At 70.9% G+C, this 19189-nt stretch carries 17 protein-coding genes and 1 pseudogene; 9 read left to right on the plus strand and 9 right to left on the minus strand.

Annotated features, from left to right (window positions below):
* The first annotated feature begins 252 nt into the window (after window positions 1-252).
* The 7 genes from AMK33_RS35070 (at window position 253) to AMK33_RS35100 (ending at window position 7779) form a co-directional block, all read left to right on the plus strand.
* A complete protein-coding gene (locus AMK33_RS35070) occupies window positions 253-1062 on the plus strand; it encodes an NAD-dependent epimerase/dehydratase family protein (RefSeq protein WP_073937067.1) in 810 nt (269 codons plus the stop codon).
* Between the two features lie 277 nt (window positions 1063-1339).
* On the plus strand, window positions 1340-2110 hold the full coding sequence (locus tag AMK33_RS35075) for a DeoR/GlpR family DNA-binding transcription regulator (protein WP_073937068.1): 771 nt from the start codon (window positions 1340-1342) through the stop codon (window positions 2108-2110).
* A gap of 103 nt (window positions 2111-2213) precedes the next feature.
* Window positions 2214-3587: an ABC transporter substrate-binding protein gene (locus AMK33_RS35080; RefSeq protein WP_073937069.1), complete on the plus strand. Its 1374-nt coding sequence runs from the start codon at window positions 2214-2216 to the stop codon at window positions 3585-3587.
* Complete coding sequence (locus tag AMK33_RS35085; protein WP_073937070.1) at window positions 3584-4525, plus strand: carbohydrate ABC transporter permease; 942 nt, start codon at window positions 3584-3586, stop codon at window positions 4523-4525. The genes AMK33_RS35080 and AMK33_RS35085 overlap by 4 nt, the downstream gene beginning before the upstream one ends.
* On the plus strand, window positions 4522-5373 hold the full coding sequence (locus tag AMK33_RS35090) for a carbohydrate ABC transporter permease (protein ID WP_073937071.1): 852 nt from the start codon (window positions 4522-4524) through the stop codon (window positions 5371-5373). The genes AMK33_RS35085 and AMK33_RS35090 overlap by 4 nt, the downstream gene beginning before the upstream one ends.
* Window positions 5370-6359, plus strand: coding sequence for a zinc-dependent alcohol dehydrogenase family protein (locus AMK33_RS35095; RefSeq protein ID WP_073937072.1), 990 nt, complete (start codon window positions 5370-5372; stop codon window positions 6357-6359). Before AMK33_RS35090 ends, AMK33_RS35095 begins: the two co-directional genes overlap by 4 nt.
* A gap of 244 nt (window positions 6360-6603) precedes the next feature.
* Window positions 6604-7779 (plus strand): TerD family protein, encoded by a 1176-nt coding sequence (locus AMK33_RS35100; RefSeq protein WP_107425313.1) that lies wholly within the window; start codon window positions 6604-6606, stop codon window positions 7777-7779.
* A 30-nt stretch (window positions 7780-7809) separates the two neighbouring features.
* Here the strand turns inward: AMK33_RS35100 and AMK33_RS35105 are convergent, their stop codons facing one another.
* The 5 genes and pseudogenes from AMK33_RS35105 to AMK33_RS35125 all read right to left on the minus strand — a co-directional run bounded on the left by AMK33_RS35105 (window position 7810) and on the right by AMK33_RS35125 (window position 13323).
* On the minus strand, window positions 7810-8376 hold the full coding sequence (locus AMK33_RS35105; protein ID WP_073937074.1) for a TetR/AcrR family transcriptional regulator: 567 nt from the start codon (window positions 8374-8376) through the stop codon (window positions 7810-7812).
* A 79-nt stretch (window positions 8377-8455) separates the two neighbouring features.
* Window positions 8456-8647 (minus strand): annotated as a pseudogene (locus AMK33_RS41895) (TROVE domain-containing protein); the annotation flags it as partial.
* A 166-nt stretch (window positions 8648-8813) separates the two neighbouring features.
* Window positions 8814-10004, minus strand: coding sequence for an LAGLIDADG family homing endonuclease (locus AMK33_RS40865; protein WP_079195078.1), 1191 nt, complete (start codon window positions 10002-10004; stop codon window positions 8814-8816).
* A gap of 75 nt (window positions 10005-10079) precedes the next feature.
* Entirely contained in the window at window positions 10080-11528 is a 1449-nt protein-coding gene (locus tag AMK33_RS35120; RefSeq protein WP_073937076.1) for an alkaline phosphatase PhoX, read from the minus strand.
* 364 nt (window positions 11529-11892) lie between these two features.
* Window positions 11893-13323, minus strand: a complete 1431-nt coding sequence (locus AMK33_RS35125) for a hypothetical protein (RefSeq protein ID WP_073937077.1) — start codon at window positions 13321-13323, stop codon at window positions 11893-11895.
* Between the two features lie 183 nt (window positions 13324-13506).
* Here AMK33_RS35125 and AMK33_RS35130 point away from each other — a divergent pair, with 183 nt between their 5' ends.
* Window positions 13507-15318 (plus strand): endonuclease/exonuclease/phosphatase family protein, encoded by a 1812-nt coding sequence (locus tag AMK33_RS35130; RefSeq protein WP_073937078.1) that lies wholly within the window; start codon window positions 13507-13509, stop codon window positions 15316-15318.
* A 204-nt stretch (window positions 15319-15522) separates the two neighbouring features.
* Here AMK33_RS35130 and AMK33_RS35135 read toward each other — a convergent pair whose 3' ends face one another.
* Window positions 15523-15879 (minus strand): DUF3618 domain-containing protein, encoded by a 357-nt coding sequence (locus AMK33_RS35135; protein ID WP_073937079.1) that lies wholly within the window; start codon window positions 15877-15879, stop codon window positions 15523-15525.
* Window positions 15876-16292 carry a phage holin family protein gene (locus AMK33_RS35140; protein ID WP_073937080.1) on the minus strand — a complete coding sequence of 139 codons (417 nt, stop codon included), beginning with the start codon at window positions 16290-16292 and terminating at the stop codon, window positions 15876-15878. The genes AMK33_RS35135 and AMK33_RS35140 overlap by 4 nt, the downstream gene beginning before the upstream one ends.
* A gap of 131 nt (window positions 16293-16423) precedes the next feature.
* Between AMK33_RS35140 and dapA the strand changes: the two genes are divergently transcribed.
* Window positions 16424-17311, plus strand: coding sequence for a 4-hydroxy-tetrahydrodipicolinate synthase (dapA, locus tag AMK33_RS35145; RefSeq protein ID WP_073937081.1), 888 nt, complete (start codon window positions 16424-16426; stop codon window positions 17309-17311).
* On the opposite strand, the gene AMK33_RS35150 is transcribed toward dapA, so the two are convergent.
* Together AMK33_RS35150 and AMK33_RS35155 are read right to left on the minus strand one after the other, a co-directional pair.
* Window positions 17308-18531 carry a hypothetical protein gene (locus AMK33_RS35150; protein ID WP_073937082.1) on the minus strand — a complete coding sequence of 408 codons (1224 nt, stop codon included), beginning with the start codon at window positions 18529-18531 and terminating at the stop codon, window positions 17308-17310. The two genes, dapA and AMK33_RS35150, sit on opposite strands and share 4 nt — an antisense overlap.
* The gene (locus tag AMK33_RS35155) at window positions 18528-19094 is read right to left on the minus strand and encodes a SigE family RNA polymerase sigma factor (protein WP_073937083.1); all 567 of its coding nucleotides are present in this window, start codon (window positions 19092-19094) and stop codon (window positions 18528-18530) included. Before AMK33_RS35155 ends, AMK33_RS35150 begins: the two co-directional genes overlap by 4 nt.
* Window positions 19095-19189: the final 95 nt, after the last annotated feature.

Here is a 19189-nt window from a genome sequence, read left to right on the forward strand (position 1 = left end):
TCTCCCTGGTCCATATTCCTGATTCACGTCCACATTCCTGAACATGTTCACGCTAAGACGCCCCGGGGACCCCGGTCAAGCACTGCAACCCGTCACACACCAGCGGATTCTTCCGTTCCACAGGAAGTCGCGGAATACTTGACGCGCCGCGCCCCACCTCCTTAGCGTGTCCACGAATATGAATGCCGTGCGCCCATATGTATGGACTCATGGGTACGGGCGACACGGCCGGCGATGCAAGGAGACCCGAGGATGCCCGCTCCCCGCACCGTTCTGCTCACCGGCGCCGCCGGTGGCCTCGGCACGCTGATGCGGGGCCTGCTCCCGGACCACGGCTACGACCTGCGCCTGCTCGACCTGCGCCCGATCGACGGCGAACCGGACGCGATCGTCGCGGACCTCGCCGACAAGGACGCCGTGCGCGAGGCGGTCCGCGGCGTCGACGCGATCGTCCACCTGGCCGGCATCTCCCTGGAAGCCTCGTTCGAGAAGATCCTGAAGGCCAACATCGAGGGCACCTACAACCTGTACGAGGCCGCCCGCGAGGAGGGCGTCAAGCGCATCGTCTTCGCCTCCTCCAACCACGCCGTCGGCTACACCCCGCGCCCCCGGGGCGACGACCCCCTCATCCCCGTCGACACCCCGCGCCGCCCGGACACCTTCTACGGCCTGTCCAAGTGCTTCGGCGAGGACCTCGCCCAGCTCTACTGGGACAAGCACGGCATCGAGACCGTCTCCGTGCGCATCGGCTCCTGCTTCCCCGAGCCGACCAGCGTGCGCATGCTCTCGGTGTGGATGAGCCCCGCCGACGGCGCCCGCCTCTTCCACGCGGCCCTGACCGCCGAGAACGTCGGCCACACCGTCGTCCACGGCTCCTCCGCCAACACCCGCCTGTGGTGGGACCTCACCTCCGCGCGGGCGCTCGGCTACGAACCGCGGGACGACTCCGAGCCGTACGCCGAGAAGCTGATCGCCGAGCAGGGCGAGCTGGACCCGGACAACCCGGCGCACGCCGCCCTGGGCGGCCACTTCGTCACCGACCCGCCCATCTGGCCGTACTGACGACAGCACTCCGGCGGGAAATCGACGCGTCCCACGGCGGGCGGGCACCGAACGGGCCCGCCCGCCGTCGTATGCGGGCATCCGCGCTGCCCGCTCCCACCCGTTCCCCCGCGCCCTCCCAGGTCCGGGCCGGGCACGGCGCGAGCCGAACGGGCACAACCGGGCAGGAACGGGCCCGCAACAGACCTGGTCAGCAGCGAAAGCCCGCTGTACAACTTCCTGCATGGGTCCCACCGGGCCCGAACGGGCAGCGAGATCAGGAAGCGGGTGTCCGGCCATGAGCCACAGGACGGCCGAAGAGCGCCAGCGGGAGATCGTACGGGTGGCGCGCACCACCGGCGCGGTCGACGTCAGCGCGCTCGCCGCCGAACTGGGCGTGGCCAAGGAGACCGTACGGCGGGACCTGCGCGCCCTGGAGGACCACGGCCTGGTGCGCCGTACCCACGGCGGCGCCTATCCCGTGGAGAGCGCCGGCTTCGAGACGACGCTCGCCTTCCGCGCCACCAGCCACGTCCCCGAGAAGCGCAGGGTCGCGACCGCCGCGGCCGAGCTGATCGGGGACGCCGAGACGGTCTTCGTCGACGAGGGCTTCACCCCGCAGCTCATCGCCGAGGCCCTGCCCACCGACCGGCCCCTCACCGTGGTCACCGCCTCCCTGCCGGTCGCGGGCGCGCTCGCGGAGACCGGCACCGCGTCCGTCCTGCTGCTCGGCGGCCGGGTCCGCCCCGGCACCCTCGCCACCGTCGACCACTGGACGACGAAGATGCTCTCCGGTTTCGTCATCGACCTGGCGTTCATCGGCGCCAACGGGATCTCCCGCGAACACGGACTGACCACGCCCGACCCTGCGGTCAGCGAGGTCAAGGCACAGGCGGTGCGGGCCTCCCGCCGGGTGGTGTTCGCGGGCGTCCACACCAAGTTCGGGGCGGTCAGCTTCTGCCAGTTCGCCGAGATCGGCGCGCTGGAGGCGATCGTCACGAGCACCCTGCTCCCGGCGGCCGAGGCCCACCGCTACTCCCTGCTGGGGCCGCAGGTCATCCGGGTCTGAAGAAGATCAGATCAGCACACCGTCGCACGTCCCCTCCGGGCCGAGCCATGCCGGGTGACGCCCGCTGTCTCCCCATACCACCCGCCTTGTCGAGGAGTGATCCATGCAAACCCAGAGCCGACGGAGGCCGCCGCGAGCCGCACTCGCCGCGGTCGCCGCAGGGACGCTGCTCGCCCCGCTGCTCTCCGGCTGCTGGGTCGGAGCGGGCGGGGCCGGATCCGGCGGTGACTCCATCAACGTCCTGATGGTCAACAACCCGCAGATGGTCGAGTTGCAGAAGCTGACCGCCGACCACTTCACCAAGGACACCGGCATCGAGGTCAACTTCACCGTGCTGCCGGAGAACGACGTCCGCGACAAGATCAGCCAGGACTTCGCCAACCAGGCCGGCCAGTACGACGTGGCCACCCTGTCCAACTACGAGATCCCCATCTACGCCCGCAACGGCTGGCTGAAGGAGATGGACTCCTACGTCGCCGAGGACCCGGACTACGACCAGCAGGACGTCCTCGAACCGATGCGCCGGTCCCTCACCGGCGACGACGGCAAGCTCTACGGCCAGCCCTTCTACGGCGAGTCGTCCTTCCTGATGTACCGCAAGGACATCTTCGACAGGGAGGGCCTGGAGATGCCCGCCGACCCCACCTGGCAGCAGGTCGCCGACCTCGCCGCCGAACTCGACGGGGCCGAACCGGGCATGAAGGGCATCTGTCTGCGCGGACTGCCCGGCTGGGGCGAGATCATGGCCCCGCTGACCACCGTGGTGAACACCTTCGGCGGCACCTGGTTCGACGAGGACTGGAACGCGAGGCTCGACTCCCCCGAGTGGCAGAAGGCGACGAAGTTCTATGTCGACCTGGTCCGCGAGCACGGCGAGTCCGGCGCCCCGCAGGCCGGCTTCGCCGAGTGCCTCAACAACATGACCCAGGGCAAGGTCGCCATGTGGTACGACGCCACCTCCGCGGCCGGCTCCCTGGAGGCCGACGGCTCCCCCGTCAAGGGCAAGGTCGGCTACGCCCCCGCCCCCGTCGAGAAGACCGAGTCCTCCGGCTGGCTCTACACCTGGGCCTGGGGCATCCAGGACGCCTCCCGCAACCCCGACAACGCCTGGAAGTTCGTCTCCTGGGCCTCCAGCAAGGAGTACGAGCAGCTCGTCGGCGACGAGATCGGCTGGTCCAACATCCCGGCCGGCAAGCGCGCCTCCACCTACGACAACCCCGACTACCGCGCGGAGGCCGCCGCCTTCCAGGAGATGACCAAGGAGGCCATCGCACAGGCCCGGCCCGACGACCCCGGCGTCCAGCCCCGCCCGGCGCCCGGCATCCAGTTCGTCGGCATCCCCGAGTTCACCGATCTCGGCACCAAGGTCTCCCAGGAGATCAGCGCGGCCATCGCCGGACGCCAGTCCGTCGAATCGGCCCTGAAGAAGTCCCAGCAGCTCGCAGAAGAGATCTCCGAGGAGTACGAGGGACGATGACCGCCACGACAACGGCCCCCGCGGCCGCACCGGAAACACGCTCCGCCCCTCGCCGGCCCTCCGCCCGGCTCCGCGCGTGGGCCACCCGCGCCCCGCTGCTGCCCGCCCTGATCTTCATGATCGTGGTCACCCAGCTGCCCTTCGTGGCGACCCTGGTGATCTCCTTCTTCGACTGGAACTCCCTCTACCCCGACGCCCGCAGCTTCGCCGGCTTCGAGAACTACCAGGAGGTCCTCACCGACGCGGCCCTGCGCAAGTCCGTCTGGACGACGATCCTGCTGACCGTGGCGGTCGTCCTGGCCAGCCTGGTCCTCGGACTGCTCCTCGCCCTCCTCCTGGACCGGAGGTTCCGCGGCCGGGGCATCGTGCGCACCCTGCTCATCGCCCCGTTCCTGGTGGTCCCGGTGGCGGCGGCCCTGCTGTGGAAACACGTCCTCTACAACCCCGAGTACGGCCTCCTCAACGGCCTGCTGCACTACGTCGGCGGCCCGCAACCCGACTGGATCTCGAACACCCCGCTGCTGGCGGTGGAGGCCTCACTGGTGTGGCAGTGGACCCCGTTCATGATGCTGATCCTGCTCGCCGGACTGCAGAGCCGGGACCAGCAGCAGATCGAGGCCGCCCGCGTCGACGGCGCGAGCGACTGGCAGATCTTCGTCCACCTCACCCTGCCCCACCTGCGCCGCTACCTCGAACTGGGCGCCCTGCTCGGCTCGATCTACATCGTGCAGAACTTCGACGCGGTCTTCACCATCACCTCCGGCGGCCTCGGCACCGCCAACCTGCCCTACACCGTCTACCAGACCTTCTACCAGGCCCACGAGAACGGCCTCGCCTCGGCCGCCGGCGTCCTGGTCGTCATCGGCTCCATCATCATCGCGACCTTCGCCCTGCGCGTGGTGTCGTCCCTGTTCCGCGAGGAGGTGTCCCGCGCATGAGCAGCATCGCCGTACGCACCCGCGGCCGGTTCCGCGGCGGAGCGGGTCTCGGCCTGGTCGCCTGGCTGGCCGGCATCGTGTTCTTCCTGCCCATCGCCTGGATGGCGCTGACGTCCTTCCACTCCGAGACGGACGCGGCCACCAACCCGCCGTCCTTCACCGCCGCCCTCACCCTCGACGGCTACCGCGAGTTCTTCGGCGCGGGCGGCGGCGCCAGCCCCTGGCCGGCGCTGATCAACTCGGCGGTGGCGTCGATCGTGTCGACCCTGTTCGTCCTGGTCCTGGCGCTGCCCGCCGCGTACGCCCTGTCCATCCGCCCGGTGAGGAAGTGGACGGACGTCCTGTTCTTCTTCCTCTCCACCAAGATGCTGCCCGTGGTGGCCGGCCTGCTGCCGATCTACCTGTTCGCCAAGAACGCCGGGATGCTCGACAACATCTGGCTGCTGGTCGTCCTCTACACCTCCATGAACCTGCCGATCGCGGTGTGGATGATGCAGTCCTTCCTGGCCGAGGTCCCGGTCGCGATCATCGAGGCGGCCCGGGTGGACGGCGCGAAGCTGCCCACGATCCTGGTACGGGTGGTCGCCCCGATCGCCCTCCCCGGCATCGCCGCGACCTCCCTCATCTGCTTCATCTTCAGCTGGAACGAACTGCTCTTCGCCCGGGTCCTGACGGGCGTGGTCGCCGAGACCGCCCCCGTCTTCCTGACCGGCTTCATCACCAGCCAGGGCCTGTTCCTGGCCAAGGTGTGCGCCGCGTCGCTCGTCATCTCCCTGCCGGTGCTCGCCGCGGGGTTCGCCGCCCAGGACAAACTCGTCCAGGGCCTGTCGTTGGGAGCCGTGAAATGAAGGCCGCCGTCATCGAGTCCGTGGGCAAGGCCGTCGTCGCCGAGGTCCCGGACCCGACGCCAGGGCCGCGCGACGTCGTCGTCGAGGTCGCCGCGTGCGGGCTGTGCGGCACGGACCTGCACATCCTCCAGGGCGAGTTCGCGCCGAAGCTGCCGATCGTGCCGGGGCACGAGTTCGCCGGCGAGGTGGTCGGCGTCGGCGCCCAGGTCACGGAGGTGTCGCTCGGCGACCGGGTCGCGGTGGACCCCTCCCTGTACTGCTACGAGTGCCGCTACTGCCGTACCGGCCACAACAACCTCTGCGAGCGCTGGGCCGCGATCGGCGTCACCACGGCGGGCGGCGCGGCCCGGTACGCGGTGGCGCCGGTGGCGAACTGCGTGAAGCTGCCGGAGCACGTACGGACCCAGGACGCGGCGCTGATCGAACCGCTGTCGTGCGCGGTGCGCGGCTACGACGTGCTCCAGTCCCGTCTCGGCGCTCACGTCCTGATCTACGGGTCGGGGACCATGGGCCTGATGATGCTGGAACTGGCGAAGCGGACCGGTGCGGCGAGTGTGGACATGGTGGACCTGAATCCGGCGCGGCTGGAGACGGCGCGGGGGTTGGGTGTCTCCGCGTCGGCGGCGTCGCCGGACGAGCTGGACCGGCCCCAGGGGTGGGATCTCGTCATCGACGCGACGGGGAACGCGGCGGCGATCCAGGACGGGCTGGGGCGGGTGGCGAAGGCGGGTACGTTCCTCCAGTTCGGAGTGGCGGACTACGCGACGCGGGTGACGATCGATCCGTACCGGATCTACAACCAGGAGATCACGATCACGGGGTCCATGGCCGTGCTGCACAGCTACGAGCGGGCGGCGGAGCTCTTCGCGGGGGGTGTCCTGGACCCGGACGTCTTCATCAGCGACCGCCTTCCCCTGGAGCAGTATCCGCAGGCGCTGGAGCAGTTCGCGGCGGGGGTGGGGCGGAAGATCGTGGTGGTGCCGTAGGGGTTTTTCGCCCCCGCCGCCCCTTCCCGTCCCGAACCTGGGGCTCCGCCCCAGACCTCGCTCCTCGAACGCCGGAGAGGCTGAGATTCAGCCTCTCCGGCGTTCGAGGAGCGGGGGTTCCGGGGGCAGCGCCCCCGGGATGGGACGGGTAAGGGCGGCGGGGGCGAGGAAAATCCACTGGTCCGATCGGGCCGAGGTAAGGGAACGGTAAAACGCCCCCGCTCGTTCACCCGGCATGACCGCAATGACCCCCGGCTCGAACATCCCTCTCCCCACCGCCCGCGTGACGGTGGACGTCGCCGCCCCCGTGCGCCTCGACGTATCGGGCCTCCTGCTCACCGCCGACGGCAAGGTGCGCTCCGACGACGACTTCATCTTCTACAACCAGCCCACCGGCCCAGGCGTGACCTACCGGTCCGGCGGCGGCACCGCCCCCGACGCCATCACGGTCGACACCACAGCCGTACCCCCCGGCATCGAGAAGATCGTCGTCACCGCCAGCCCCGACGCCGCCGGCCAGACCTTCCAGGGCATCGAGCCCACCGCCACCCTCCGCAACGCGGACGACAACGCGGTCCTGGCCACCTTCACACCCCCGGCCCTCGGTACCGAAACGGCCCTGGTGGTCGTCGAGATCTACCTGCGCAACGGCGCCTGGAAGGCCCGCGCCGTCGGCCAGGGCTACGCCAACGGCCTGGCCGGCATCGCCACCGACTTCGGCGTCACGGTCGAGGAACCGGCCGCCGCCCCGCCCCAGCCGGCGGCCGCCCCGCAGGCACCCCCCATGCCGACCAACGCCCCCGCCGCACCCCCGGCCCCGCCCGCCCCCGCCCCCGGCACCGGGAAGATCAACCTCGACAAGGGCCGGGTCAGTCTCCAGAAGAACCAGACCGTCTCCCTGATCAAGGGCGGCCAGCCGCTGCTGTCCCAGGTCAAGATGGGCCTCGGCTGGGAGCCGGCCTACCGCGGCAAGGACATCGACCTCGACGCCTCGGTCATCGCCTACGGCCCGCAGCGCAACCACATCGACAGCTGCTACTTCGGCAAGCTCCAGATCGTGAACGGCGCGATCCGCCACTCCGGCGACAACCTCACCGGCGAGGGCGGCGGGGACGACGAGGTGATCACCGTCGACCTCGGCCGGCTCCCCATGGACGTCACCGGCCTGGTCTTCACGGTCAACTCCTTCTCCGGCCAGAAGTTCACCGAGGTCGCCAAGGCGTACTGCCGCCTGCTGGACGCCACCACGGGCGAGGAACTGGTCCGCTTCGACCTCACCAGCGCCGAACCGCAGACGGGCGTGATGATGGCGAAGCTGATCCGCCAGTTCTCCGGCGAGTGGGAGATGACCGCGATGGGCGACTTCGTGAAGTCCCGCACCGTACGGGGGATGGTGAAGCCGGCCGCCCAGGCGCTGTAACCACTCCCTCAAGCCGCCGGGCGCCCCCGCTCAGGGGGCGCCCTGGGCCCGCAGCCCGGTCATCAGCAGCTCCAGGTACCGGCGGATCTGCGTACCCTCCCCGCCCGCCAGCTCCGAGGCCGTCGCCACGCCGTGGGCCAGCCGCAGCACATCGACGGGCTCGACGTCGCGCCGCAGCACGCCCGCCTCCCGCGCCGCCCCGACCAGCCGGGACACCGCGCTCTTCAGCGGATCGCAGCACTCCGTCCCGCCGTCCCCGACGGCGGCACCCAGCAGCGCCCGCAGCCCCCGGATCCGGAGCATCCCGGCGCCGAGTTCGTTCAGCCACTCCACCAGCGCCTCGCCCGGCGGCAGCCGCCCGGCCAGTTCGCCGGCCCGCGCCGCGATCGACTCGATGCGGTCGACGTACGCGGCCTCCAGCAGCGCCTGACGGGTCGGGAAATGCCGGTAGAGCGTGCCGGACCCGACGCCCGCCCGCTTGGCGATGTCGTCGAGCGAGGCGCCCTCACCGTGCGCGGAGAACGCCTCCACCGCGGCCTCAAGGAGCAGTTCACGATTGCGGCGGGCATCCGCGCGCATGGACCTGACCTGCGCCATCAGCCACTCCTCACCACCGGGAACCCTCCCCCACCCTATCGAGCGGGGGACGAGGAGGGTCCCGGTCCTGAGCGGTCCCTCACGCGGCCCACGGCCAGTCGGCGTCCCGGCCGGCCTCCAGCAGCGGAACCATCCGGAAGGCCGCGTCGGAGAGACCGCCGAAGGTGTGCCGGTTCGCGGTGCCCGACGGGCCGTGGTCCGCGCGGTATCCGGCGAGGTTCCAGGTGTAGACCGGTACCTCGGCCGGGACCTGCTCGGTCGGGTCGCCGTGGTGGAACGGCACCGGCTTGCTCGTCGAACCCGAGCGGTCGACGAGCGCCAGGGTGCGGCCTGGCGGCGCGGGCACGCTGGCCGGCGAGTGACTGTGTGCTGGTCCAACAGGCAGCACGGCCACCACGTGTGCTGACTGGTTGCGTGCCGTGGAAGGCGAACTCCGGTCAAGGTCGCGTACGTGCACAGGTCAATGTCTCCGCACCCGTGGAGGGTGCCACGGAAGCGCCAGTCACAACACCGTTTGCGATCCACAGACGCGACGGAGACACCTCGACGCTGTAGACCTTCCTCACGCCAACCGTCGACACAGACACGACCCGGTCCCACATGATTGCATCTGCGTAACCACGAGGGCCGGTCGCAGATCGACGGGACGCTCGTCCCCGTGCGGCCAAGGCCGCCAGGGCCGCAGCCTTGTACTCCGTCCGCAGCCTCACCGTCTCACTCAATCGCACAACAGAACGCCCATCAGCCACACGGAGCCGCCAGAGTGGCTTCATGCTGTGGTTGTTCCTCTTGCTGCTGACATGGCTCTGGATGCCAAGTCGAAGCAGCTCGTCGCCGAGTCGGCGGACGAGATTTTCGGAGGTATTGGCGAATTCGACCTGTCGCGCCCCCACCGAGCCATCGCTGTCAAACAGACCGGCTACAAGGCCGCAGACAAACTCACGGCTGCACGAAAGGTCAGCTACTCGCTTTTCTTCGCCTTTCAAACCCCATACCTGGTGCGTGGCCAGCAGGTCGCGCAACGCGTTGCGATGCCACTCGGGATCAGTGAGACGAACCCGCAGCCAGGTGCCGTTGTCGTCTACCCGAACCTGACAGCCATGCCTGGCGGCGTAGTCGCGCATCTGCTGGAGCGTTCCGTCGTCATGTCCCGCCCAGGTCGGAGTCCTTCCGGTCATATTGCCGTCTCCAAGCATCGAGCCGACGAACCAACCATCCCACTCGTCCCCGAGGCTCCCGAAAAAGTCTGCGTTCAGTGGTGCCGGGATAGCACACCCCGGCACCAACTCTGCCGTTGCCTTCCAGGTCGGACGGCGTGAGCCCGCGCGACTCCGCACCGCCCATCGATGGTTTGCTGTCACTTCGACAAGCCGACCCGAAGCGAGCCGGACGGCGAAGACGGGCTGCATACCGTTACTGATCCAGCGCGTGGGCAGGACACCAACCAGGTTGCCGACCGTATGGTCCCGCGGTGGATACGGGCGTCCGAGCCTGGCTTCCCGCAGGTCCCACTCCTTGTCGAAGGCGAGCACAGCAAGTTCTTCCGTAACGACGCGCTCCACAGGCGCGACTGCGCCATCCGGAAGCCAGACCGGAGTTCCCTCGGCGAGACCCTCGAAGGTGGACATAGATGAACGGTATGTCCACCATGACCGACCACCTGCCAAATCGGATGGGACCACCCGTACGCGTGATTCTCCGTTCTATTTACGCTGCCGCTTCCAGGGCCCGGTGATGGCGAGCATGATGCCGGGTTCCTGGATGTTGGCGTAGAGGGTCTTGCCGTCGGGGGAGAAAGTGACTCCGGTGAACTCGCTGAACTCCGGCTCGTCCTCGGTGCCGATGTTCAGTTCGTTGCGGGCGATGGGGTAGGTGCGTCCACTGTCGGTGGCGCCGAACAGGTGCTGCACGCCCTCGCCGTCCTCGGCGATGATCAGGCCGCCGTACGGTGAGACGGTGATGTTGTCGGGGCCGTCGAAGGCGCCGTCCTCCGCCGGGTCACGGTCGACGCCGAGCAGGACCTTCAGGGTCAGCGTGCGGCGCCTGGGGTCGTAGAACCAGACCTGGCCGTCGTGCTGCACGGGGCTCTCCTCCCGGGCGTACGAGGAGACGATGTACGCCCCGCCGTCGCCCCACCACATGCCCTCCAGCTTGCGGGCGCGGGTGACCTCGCCGGCCTCGAACTGCTCGCGCACGTCGACGGTCCGCGCGTCGCGGTCGGGCACGTCCACCCAGTCGACGCCGTACACCGTGCCGGTCCTCGTGGCGCGGGAGAGGTCGTCGACGTACCGGCCGCCGGAGTCGTAGCACCTGGGCGCCTGGAGGACGCCGGCGTCGTCGGCGAGGGTGCGGAGCCTGCCGGGGCCGTAGCGGAAGCCCTCCGGCGGGGTCCAGCGGTAGAACAGGCCGTTGGGCTCGTCGGCGTCCTCGGTGAGGTAGGCGTGGCCGCGCTTGGAGTCGATGACGACGGCCTCGTGGTCGTAACGCCCGAAGAACTTCAGCGGCTTGGGGTCGCGGTTGGCACGCCGGTCGGCGGGGTCGACCTCGAAGACGTAGCCGTGGTCCTTGGTCATGCCGTTCTGGCCGGCCCGGTCGGAGTTCTCCTCGCAGGTGAGCCAGGTGCCCCAGGGGGTGCTGCCGCCCGCGCAGTTGTTGGCGGTGCCGGCGATGCCGACCCACTCGGCGACGCTGCCGTCCCGGCGCACCTCGACGACGGTGCAGCCACCGGGCGCGGCCGGGTCGTAGACCAGGCCCTCGGCGAGCGGGACGGGGAACTCCCGTTCGTCGCGCGGGCCGTCCATCTCGTGGTTGTTGACCAGGAGGGTGCTGCCGCGAGGTCCGGGGAAGGCGGCGGTGCCGTCGTGGTCGGCGGGCGTGAACTCGCCCGACTCCAGCCGGGTCCTGCCGGTGTGGGTGAGGACGCGGTAGCTGAACCCGGCGGGCAGGGCGAGGAGTCCGGCCGGATCCGCGACGAGCGGCCCGTACCCGACCCCGACGTGCCGCCCGGCCGCTTCCCCGGCCCCTTCGTCCGCGCTCTCGGTGTCGGCGGCCGCGAGGGCGTTGGGCGCGGAGGCGAGGGCGGCCACACTGCCCGCCAGCGTGACACCGGCGATCGCGGACGTCCTGGTGAAGTCCCTGCGGGTGAGCGACATGCTGTCTCCTGTGACGTGGCTGGACCGTGGAGGGTGGCGAACGCCGTGCGCCCGCCACGCTCCCGCCCATGCCTGAACGCCGGTTGAACACCGGGGGTCACGGTGGTTCTCCCTTCCGTGAACCACCCGGGTCCCGCACGGCACCGTCCACCGGGCCCGTCCCGCGTCAGGCGTCCCACGCGGCACCGGGCGCGTGCCGCTGTCGCGGCGCGTGGGGTTCCCGCCTCCGCCGGTCCTCTCCCGTCCCTGGAGGCCGGCCCCTCGGGGTGCCTCTGCGCCCACACGGCGGAGCCGCATGCCGGCACAGCCCCGCGCACGCCCCACCGCCCGACCGCGGGTCACGCGAGCGCGAGAGGGACGGCGCTCAGCCCCCCTGCTGCGACCGGGCCTTGAACGCCGCCTTCCGCGCTTCCTTCGCGATCCGCTTGTCGGGGTGCAGCCGCCCCATGGCCTCCAGCACGTCCGCGGTGGCGGGGTGTTCCACCCGCCAGGCCGTGTCGAAGAAGCCGCTGTGCTGCCGCGCCAGCCCCTCCACCAGGGAGCGCAGTTCCTCGGAGTTGCCCTCGGCGGCGAGCTGGGCGGCGACCGTGTCGACGGTCAGCCAGAAGATCAGGGCCTCGGACGGCGGCGGTACGTCGGTCGCCCCGTGCTCGGCCAGCCACACCCGGGCCAGCCCGCCGAGTTCGGGGTCGTCCAGCACCTCCCGCAGCGCGGGCTCCGCCGCCACGCCGACCAGCGACAGCGCCTGCTGGCACCGCAGCCGCCGCAGCGGCGCGCCCTGGTCCGCCCCGCGTGCCGCCGCCAGCAACTCGCGTGCGGCCTGGAGCGGATCACGCCGGTCCAGCCACTGCTCGGTCTCCGCGTGGGCGGCGGCCGGCGGGAAGACGGCGGTGCCGTCGAGCAGCGCGTCCGCGCCCTTGTCCACGAGGTCGCCGACGGCCGGCGCCTCGAACCCGGCCTCCAGCAGCCGGGCGCGCAGTCCGTACAGCCCGAGCGGGGTCAGCCGCACCATGCCGTAGCGGGCGACGTCGGTGTCGTCGACCGGCGCGGCGGGCTCCTCGTCGGCGTCGGCCATCAGCGCCTCGTCCACCGGCCGGTACTCCACGAGCCCGACCGGCTCCAGCATCCGGAACTGGTCGTCCAGCCGCATCATCGCGTCGGAGACCTGCTCCAGGACGTCGTTGGTGGGTTCGGCCATGTCATCGGGCACGATCACCGAAGCGGCCAGCGCGGGCAACGGCACCATGTCGGTGTCCTCCCCGCCCACGGTCAGCAGATAGAGGTTCCCGAGCACGCCGTCCAGGAACTCCGCCTCGGCCTCCGGGTCCCAGTCCAGCGCGTCGAAATCGATCTCCCCGGACCCCTCCCCCTCGGCGATGGCGTCGACCAGCCCGCCCAGGTCCGGAACGCTCGCGTCACCGATCACCGTCTCCAGGGCCGCGAGCCACACCCCGAGCACGTCCTGCGGCGACCCCCCGGTGAGCACTCCCAGCTCGTCCCCCGCGGCGACGGTCCCCTCCTCCTCGTCGACCACCTCGACGAGCCCGGCGTCCACGGCGACGCGCCAGGCCTCACTGGCGTCGGCTGCGGCGTCCTCCCCGGTCAGCCCCAGCTCCGCGGCGGCCGCCGGCAACTGCTCGTCGACGAGCCCGGCACCGGCGTCGACCCTGGTGTCCGGTCCGGCCCAGCGGGCGAGCCGGGCGGCGCGGGAGAGCACCGGGGTGGACAGGGCGTCGCGCGCCAGCTCCGCTTCGGGGTGCAGCCGCGCAGGCGGCAGGATGGAGCTGTCTGACATCGGCTGTTTCTCCTAGGCCTCTCACGACTCAGCCACTCAGCCTAGACGGATTTCCACCCATGCCGCCCGCTTCATCTCCCCTTCAGCTGGCGTACATGGCCGAAACCTTGACAAGTGGCGGGGCCTGACAGGAGATTGACGCGCGTAGAAGAGGGTGGGTCACACGTCCCCGGAGGGAATCCGTTGCCGAGAAAGTCCGCGCGTCTCGCCGCGCTCACCGTAGCCGCCGCATGTTCCGCGGCGTCCGCCGTCGTCCTCACGTCGCCCGCGCACGCCGACACGGTGCGCATCCATGACATCCAGGGCGACACCCGCACCTCACCGCTGGCCGGACAGCAGGTCACCGACGTGACCGGAATCGTCACCGGCGTCCGCACCTACGGCTCGTCCCGCGGCTTCTGGATCCAGGATCCCGCCCCGGACGCCGACCCGGCCACCAGCGAGGGCGTCTTCGTCTTCACGGGCTCCACCCCCAAGGGTGTCGCCGTGGGCGACGCCGTCACGGTCTCCGGCACGGTCTCGGAGTACGTCCCCGGCGGCACGTCCTCCGGCAACCAGTCCCTGACGGAGATCACCCGTCCGGCCTTCACGGTCGTCTCCGGCGGAAACCCGCTGCCGGCCGCCACCACCCTCGACGCGCGTTCCGTCCCCGCCGCCTACACCCCGGAGCCGAACGGCTCGATCAACGCGCTCCCCCTGCGCCCCGCCGAGTACGCCCTGGACCTCTACGAGTCGTTGGAGGGCATGAACGTCCAGGTCTCCGACGCGCGCGTGGTGGGCGCCACCGACCCGTACACCGAACTCTGGGTCACGGTGAAGCCGTACGAGCACCGCAACCGCCGGGGCGGCACGGTCTACGGCTCCTACGACGCCCAGAACACCGGCCGCCTCCAGATCCAGTCACTGGGCAAGGCGTCCGACTTCCCCGACGCGAACGTCGGCGACACCCTCGCCGGCACCACCGCGGGCCCCCTGGACTACAACCAGTACGGCGGCTACACCCTCGTGGCAGGCGAGCTGGGCACCCTCGAAACCGCGGATCTCGAGCGCGAGACGACCCGCAGGCAGCGCACCGGCGAACTGGCCGTCGCCACCTACAACGTCGAGAACCTCGACCCCTCCGACGACACCTTCGCCGCCCACGCCGCCGCGATCGTGAACAACCTCAAGTCCCCCGACATCGTGTCCCTGGAGGAGATCCAGGACAACAACGGCGCCACCGACGACGGCACGGTCGCCGCCGACCTGACGATGACCAGGCTGATCGACGCCATCGAGGCGGCGGGCGGCCCCCGCTACGACTGGCGCTCCGTCGACCCCGCCGACAAGCAGGACGGCGGCCAGCCGGGCGGCAACATCCGCCAGGCCTTCCTCTTCAACCCCGCGAGGGTCTCCTTCACGGACCGAGCCGGCGGCGACGCCACGACCGCCACCGACGTCACGAGGATCCGCGGCAAGGCGGCCCTGACCCTCTCCCCCGGCCGCATCGACCCGACGTCCGAGGCCTTCGACGACAGCCGCAAGCCGCTCGCCGGCGAGTTCACCTTCCGGGGCCGTACGGTCATCGTCATCGCCAACCACTTCGCCTCGAAGGGCGGCGACCAGGGCCTGACCTCCCAGTACCAGCCCCCGACCCGCAGCTCGGAGACCCAGCGCCACCTCCAGGCGAAGGCCGTTCACGACTTCACGGCGAAGGTCCTCAAGACCCAGAAGAACGCCGACGTGGTGGCCCTGGGCGACATCAACGACTTCGAGTTCTCCGAAACGACGGAACTCCTCGAAGGCGGGGGAACCCTCTGGTCGGCGATCAAGTCCCTCCCCCGGTCCGAGCGCTACTCCTACGTCTACCAGGGCAACAGCCAGACCCTGGACCAGATCCTGGTCAGCCCGTCCATCCGCCGCGGCGCCTTCACGTACGACAGCGTGCACATCAACGCGGAGTTCCACGACCAGATCAGCGACCACGACCCGCAGGTGCTCCGCTTCCGTCCGTAGGGAAGAGCAGTCGCCCACGGCGGTGAGGGGACGGGGCGGGGGTACCCGCCCGCAGCGGCCGGCGCGTCAATCCGGGCACATGCGAGTGCCCGATTCCGCGCCGGTCCGAGGACGGGTGGCCCCGCCCCGGCCCCGCCCCACGACGCACCCTGGGCGCTACGCACGCCCCCACCGAACCGAGAGCCGCGCCGCAGGCGGAGTCGCTCAACAACGATGGCGCCGCAGCATCACCACACCCGCGGCGAGCACCACCACCGCGCCGCCGACGATCATCACCGGCCTCCGGTACCGCGTCCCGATCTCCCCCGCGCTGCTCCGCATCTGCACGGTCATCGCCCCGGCCCGGTCCCGGAGGTCGTCGGCCCGCGCCCGAGCCCGCCCCTTCACATCCATTTTCCCGGCCAACTCCTCGACGGTGTCGCCGAGTTCATGCCGCGTCCGCTCGATCTCCCGCCGCAGCTCGTCCGGCCCTTTGGCCCCGCGCCCCGCAGCCGCGGCCTCCGCGCCCGCATCCACATGGGCCCCTGACTGGGCCCCCGCGCGCCTCACGTCGTGCGTCATCGGTGCGCCCTTCCCTTGATCTCCTCGACATCGGCCTTCACGCTGCCCATGGTCCGCTCGGGTTTGGGCGGCGTGGCCCGGCGCAACTGCCCACGACCGGCAAGAGCGAGCACACCGGCGATGGCGAACAGCAGCCCCGTGACGATGAGCGCCGCCGCCCACAGCGGCAGCACCAGATCCAGCGCAACGACACCAGTGGCGGCCAGCGCGAGCAGTCCCGCGTAACCGAACGCCCCCGCCGCACCCAGCATCCCGCCGCCACGCCCCGCGCGGCGCCCCTTCTCCGCCAGTTCCTCCTTGGCGAGCGCCACTTCCTGCCGTGCGAGCCGGGAGATCTGTTCGGTGGCCTGCCCGACGAGCTCACCCACGCTGTGCTCGTCGCGAACCGGCCGTCGCTCGATGGTTCCGGTCACGATGCGCCTCCTCTCGGGTCGGGAACCCCGAGTACCCCCACCGCACCGACGGTATCCATAAAGCAACGCTTACCAGTAATCACCACAACATTTAAGTGGACCTTCACCACCCATCGCCGGACACTACCCCCATGACCCCACCCCTGGGCCGCACCCTGTGCGCGATGATCACCCCGTTCACCCCCACCGGCGCACTCGACCTGGACGGCGCCCAGCACCTGGCCGACCACCTGGTCACCCACGGCTGCGACGGCCTGGTCCTCTCGGGAACCACCGGCGAGTCCCCCACCACCACCGACGCGGAGAAGTCGTCCCTCATCAAGGCGGTACGCCGAGCCGTCGGCACCCGGGCGACGATCGTCGCGGGCGTCGGCACCCCCGACACGGCCCACACCGCACGACTGGCCCGCGAGGCGGAGAAGGCCGGCGCGGACGCCCTCCTGGTGGTGGCCCCGTACTACAGCAGACCCCCGCAGGACGCGATCGAGGCCCACTTCCTCACCGTCGCGGAGTCCACGGAACTCCCCCTCGCCCTGTACGACATCCCGTCCCGCACCGGAGTCCGCATCGAACCGGACACCCTCCTCCGCCTGGCGGAACACCCCCGCGTCAAGGCGGTCAAGGACTGCTCGTACGACTTCCTGGCCGCCCAGAAGGTCATGTCCCGCACCGACCTCGCGTACTACGCGGGCTGCGACGAACACAACCTGGCCCTCTACGCGGTGGGCGCCGCCGGCTGCGTCAGCACGGTCGCCAACGTGGCCCCGGCCCACATCCGCGCCGTACTGGACGCCTTCGACGCGGGCGACACGACAAGAGCGGCACACCTCCAGCAACAGGCGGCCCCCCTGATCGAGGCGATGATGTCGAACGGCCTCCCCGGCACGGTCACCGCGAAGGCCCTCCTCACCACCCTGGACCTCCCCGCAGGCCCACTCCGCCCACCGCTGAGGCCCGCCGACCGGGAGACGACCGACGGGCTCAGAGCGGCACACGCGCTCCTGACGGAAATCGACTAGGAGCGACGCTCGACGAAGACCGGCTCCCACTCCACCGTCTCGAACACCTCGCCCGGCTCACGCACCCCGCTGAGCGGTACGACCTTCTCGCTGCCGATGGTGACCAGTACCAGCCGCGGCCGGTACTCCTCCGACCCGGGGGCCCGCTCCCAGGCGATGAGCCGCCGGTCGTCCACCCAGGCGAGCAGCTGCGCCCCGCGCACCCGGGCGACCTCCTCGCCCGTGTACGGATCACGGATCTCGGACCAGGACGTGTCCTTGGCCTCGGCCGTCAGACCGAGCGCGGCCAACTTGCCGTCGGGGGACAGCCGCGCGGAGACGTCGGACCGCAGATGCCGTTCGTTCGCGGGCGCGGGAACCGTGTTCCCGTCGAGGTCGTGGAACTGCTGCAGTCCGTCCTTGCCCCCGACGACCTGCGAGTACACGAGCCGGCCGTCCCGGGAGAACGCGAAGTCCTGCCGTCCGTTGATGTCTTGGCGGTCCGCGACCGGGCTCCAGTCGCCCCGTCCGTCGGCCACGTCCAGGACGTAGAAGCCGCTCCGGGACGATTCGCCGCCGAACAGCAGCACCCAGGCCACGTCCCCGGAAGAGCTCTCCGCCCGCCTCAGCAGATCGGGGTGCTCGTCGTAGGTCGTGGCGACGAGCCTGCTCCCGTCGCGCGAGTAGGCGAGGCCGCCGACTCCGCGGTCGACGGTGATCCACCGGTCGACGTGTCCCGAGGCCAGGTCGAGGATGCCGATCCTCCGGGCGGGCAGCGTCCGCTCCAGTACGGCCGCGGTACGCGCACCGGGTGCCACGGCGACGAACGACCACCGGTCGTCCTTCCTGTACGTCCCGGTCTCCGGGTCGAGCAGCCAGTAGGTGCGGGTCAGCACCCCTCGGTCGCCCGACCGGACCACGGGTTCCGCCGTGTAGTAGGCGGCCAGCACGGACCGCCCGGCCGCGATCGCGTCGCGCGGCGGCGACTGGTCGGGGTGCGCGGAGACACCGCTCCCGTCGAGGACGGACGCGGGACGGACGTCCTCCTTCCCGGTGTCCAGCAGCGGCACGCCGACGGCGACCGCGACGACGGCCGCCATGGCGGCGGCGCCGGAGACCAGCCCGCGGACCCGGCGCCGCCGCCGTACCGCCAGCACCCGGTCGGCGAACCCCGGTCCGGGCGCGGTCAGTTCGGCCGCCTGTTCGCGCAACGCGTCACGCACGAGTTCGTCGACGTTCACGACCGCACCTCCACGGGCGAGTAGTCACCGGACGGCTGCCGCCCGGCCTCGGTCTCGGACCGGCCGAGGGAGCGCAGTTCGGGCGCGAGGGCGCGCAGCCGGGCCAGGGAACGGTGGGTGGTGGACCGTACGGTGCCCACCGAGCAGCCCAGGATGCGGGCCACCTCGGCCTCGGGCAGGTCCTCGAAGTAGCGCAGCACCAGAACAGTGCGCTGGCGGGCGGTCAGCCGGGCCAGAGCACCCCGCATCAGCAGGCGCAGCTCCGCGTCGGCCGAGGCGGCGTCCCCGTCCGCACCGGGTTCCGGCGGTTCGGCCACGCTGAGTTCACGTCCGCGCCGTTTCAGCCGCCAGCGGCTGATCTGCTGCCGGTAGAGGATCTGCCGTACGTACGCCTCGGGTTCGTCGATGCGGTGCCAGCGGCCCACCGCCTTGATCAGCGCGTTCTGCAGCAGGTCCTCGCCCGCGTGCCGGTCGCCGCCGCTCAGCAGGACGGCGGTCTTCAGCAGCGCGGGCGACCGGTTCGCCACGAACTCCCGGAAACTCTCCTGCGCCTCGGCATCCATCGTCACCTTCTCTTCACCCGGGAGCGGGCCCTGTGTCCGCTCCCCGCGCCCCTATGGACGCGCGCGGGCGGCTCCCGCTATGCCACCGCTCGGCG

The sequence above is a fragment of the Streptomyces sp. CB02400 genome (assembly GCF_001905725.1).
Taxonomy (GTDB): Bacteria; Actinomycetota; Actinomycetes; order Streptomycetales; family Streptomycetaceae; genus Streptomyces; species Streptomyces atrovirens.

What these genes read in the sequence shown, in the direction of transcription:
- AMK33_RS35070 (WP_073937067.1), top strand. Translation starts at nt 253, where the DNA reads ATGCCCGCTCCCCGCACCGTTCTGCTCACCGGCGCCGCCGGTGGCCTC.
- AMK33_RS35075 (WP_073937068.1), top strand. Translation starts at nt 1,340, where the DNA reads ATGAGCCACAGGACGGCCGAAGAGCGCCAGCGGGAGATCGTACGGGTG.
- AMK33_RS35080 (WP_073937069.1), top strand. Translation starts at nt 2,214, where the DNA reads ATGCAAACCCAGAGCCGACGGAGGCCGCCGCGAGCCGCACTCGCCGCG.
- AMK33_RS35085 (WP_073937070.1), top strand. Translation starts at nt 3,584, where the DNA reads ATGACCGCCACGACAACGGCCCCCGCGGCCGCACCGGAAACACGCTCC.
- AMK33_RS35090 (WP_073937071.1), top strand. Translation starts at nt 4,522, where the DNA reads ATGAGCAGCATCGCCGTACGCACCCGCGGCCGGTTCCGCGGCGGAGCG.
- AMK33_RS35095 (WP_073937072.1), top strand. Translation starts at nt 5,370, where the DNA reads ATGAAGGCCGCCGTCATCGAGTCCGTGGGCAAGGCCGTCGTCGCCGAG.
- AMK33_RS35100 (WP_107425313.1), top strand. Translation starts at nt 6,604, where the DNA reads ATGACCCCCGGCTCGAACATCCCTCTCCCCACCGCCCGCGTGACGGTG.
- AMK33_RS35105 (WP_073937074.1), bottom strand. Translation starts at nt 8,376, where the DNA reads ATGGCGCAGGTCAGGTCCATGCGCGCGGATGCCCGCCGCAATCGTGAA.
- AMK33_RS40865 (WP_079195078.1), bottom strand. Translation starts at nt 10,004, where the DNA reads ATGTCCACCTTCGAGGGTCTCGCCGAGGGAACTCCGGTCTGGCTTCCG.
- AMK33_RS35120 (WP_073937076.1), bottom strand. Translation starts at nt 11,528, where the DNA reads ATGTCGCTCACCCGCAGGGACTTCACCAGGACGTCCGCGATCGCCGGT.
- AMK33_RS35125 (WP_073937077.1), bottom strand. Translation starts at nt 13,323, where the DNA reads ATGTCAGACAGCTCCATCCTGCCGCCTGCGCGGCTGCACCCCGAAGCG.
- AMK33_RS35135 (WP_073937079.1), bottom strand. Translation starts at nt 15,879, where the DNA reads ATGACGCACGACGTGAGGCGCGCGGGGGCCCAGTCAGGGGCCCATGTG.
- dapA (WP_073937081.1), top strand. Translation starts at nt 16,424, where the DNA reads ATGACCCCACCCCTGGGCCGCACCCTGTGCGCGATGATCACCCCGTTC.
- AMK33_RS35155 (WP_073937083.1), bottom strand. Translation starts at nt 19,094, where the DNA reads ATGGATGCCGAGGCGCAGGAGAGTTTCCGGGAGTTCGTGGCGAACCGG.